The sequence below is a fragment of the Mitsuaria sp. TWR114 genome (assembly GCF_007997345.1).
Genome location: NZ_VOSR01000560.1, coordinates 1 through 1,519, shown reverse-complemented (window position 1 = coordinate 1,519; position 1,519 = coordinate 1). Strand labels below are relative to the sequence as shown.

Annotated in this window: 1 protein-coding gene; it reads left to right on the top strand. The window is 72.3% G+C overall.

Annotation, left to right across the window (positions count from 1 at the left end; translation table 11 throughout):
* Positions 1-13: 13 nt before the first annotated feature.
* Positions 14-1,519, top strand: a 1,506-nt coding sequence (locus FUT87_RS19350) for a thiamine pyrophosphate-dependent enzyme (protein WP_255511927.1), incomplete at its 3' end; no start/stop codon positions are given.

Below are 1,519 nucleotides of genomic sequence, written 5' to 3'. Positions count from 1 at the left end.
CGCCGCGATCGCGATGGCCTGGCGCGCGCGCTTCGGCTCCGACATCGTCATCGACCTGATCGGCTACCGCCGGCTCGGCCATTCGGAAAGCGACGTGCCGGCGCTGACGCGACCGCGCATCCATGCGCTGACGCAGTCGCACCCGACCATCGTCGATCGCTACGCCGCGGCGCTGCGCGCTGACCGCGTGGTGCCGCCCGACACCGACCTGGCCTCGCACGTGACGCGTAGCCGGGTGCGGGCCCACCAGGCCTTCTCCGATCCCGCGCTGCCGGCCGAGGACGAGACGCCGTCGCCGCTGCGCCGGCCGGGCGCGGTGCCGGCCCTGGACGCGGCCGGCGTGCAGGCGCTGATCGATCCGATGACGCGGCTGCCCGACGGCTTCGAGCCGCATGCGATGGTGCGCATGCTGGTCGACCACTGGCGCCGCATGGCCGGCCTGGCCGAGCCGCCGCTGCGGGCCGACTGGTGCTTCGCCGAGAACCTGGCCTACGCCACCATCCTGCGCGGCGGACTGAACGTGCGGGTCTCCGGCATGGACGTGCGCCGCGGCACCTTCCTGCACCGCCAGGCGGTCTGGACCTCGCAGGAGGCTGGCGGCGCGCGCGACGGCACGGCCGCGGAGTTCGTGCCGCTGCGCCAGGTGGCGGCCGGCGACGGCCCCAGCGGCCGCTTCGACATCCACAACTCGCCGCTGTCCGAGGAGGCGGTGCTGGGCTTCGAGTACGGCTACAGCGTCGGCGCCGCACGCACGCTGACGGTGTGGGAAGCGCAGTTCGGCGACTTCGTCAACGGCGCCCAGGTCTTCGTCGACCAGTACATCAGCTCGGGCGAGGAGAAGTGGGGCGACACCTCCTCGCTGGCGGTGCTGCTGCCGCATGGCAACGAGGGCATCGGGCCGGACCACTCGAGCGGCTACCTGAGCCGCTTCCTGCAGCTGTGCGGCGAGGACAACCTGCGCGTGGCCTGCCCGTCGACGGCGGCGCAGTGGTTCCACCTGCTGCGCCGGCAGGCCTTCGACACGCTGCGCAAGCCGCTGATCGTGATGTCGCCCAAGGGCACGCTCTATTGGGAGAAGGCCTCGCACGCCGGGATCGACGAGCTGACCGGGGGCAGCTTCCAGACGGTCATCGACGACACGACGGTCGAGGACCCGCGCCAGGTCGAGCGCCTGCTGCTGTGCAGCGGCAAGGTCTATTACGACCTGGACCGCGGGCGGCGTTCGGTCGCGCGGGCGGACCTGGCGGTGGCGCGGATCGAGCAGTTCTATCCGTTCCCGGCGCAGGCGCTGGAGGCCTTGCTGGCGCGGTATCCGGCGCTGGTGGAAATCACCTGGGTGCAGGAGGAGCACCGGCAGCAGGGCGCCTGGTCCTTCATCCGCGAGCAGATGGATGAGCTGCTGCCGCCGCATGCGCGGCTGCGCTGCGTGGCGCGACGGCCGAACGGCTCGGGCGCCACCTCCTCGCACGCCATCCATCAACTGGAGCAGGTCGAGTTGGTCGCCCGCGCGCTGGGCGAG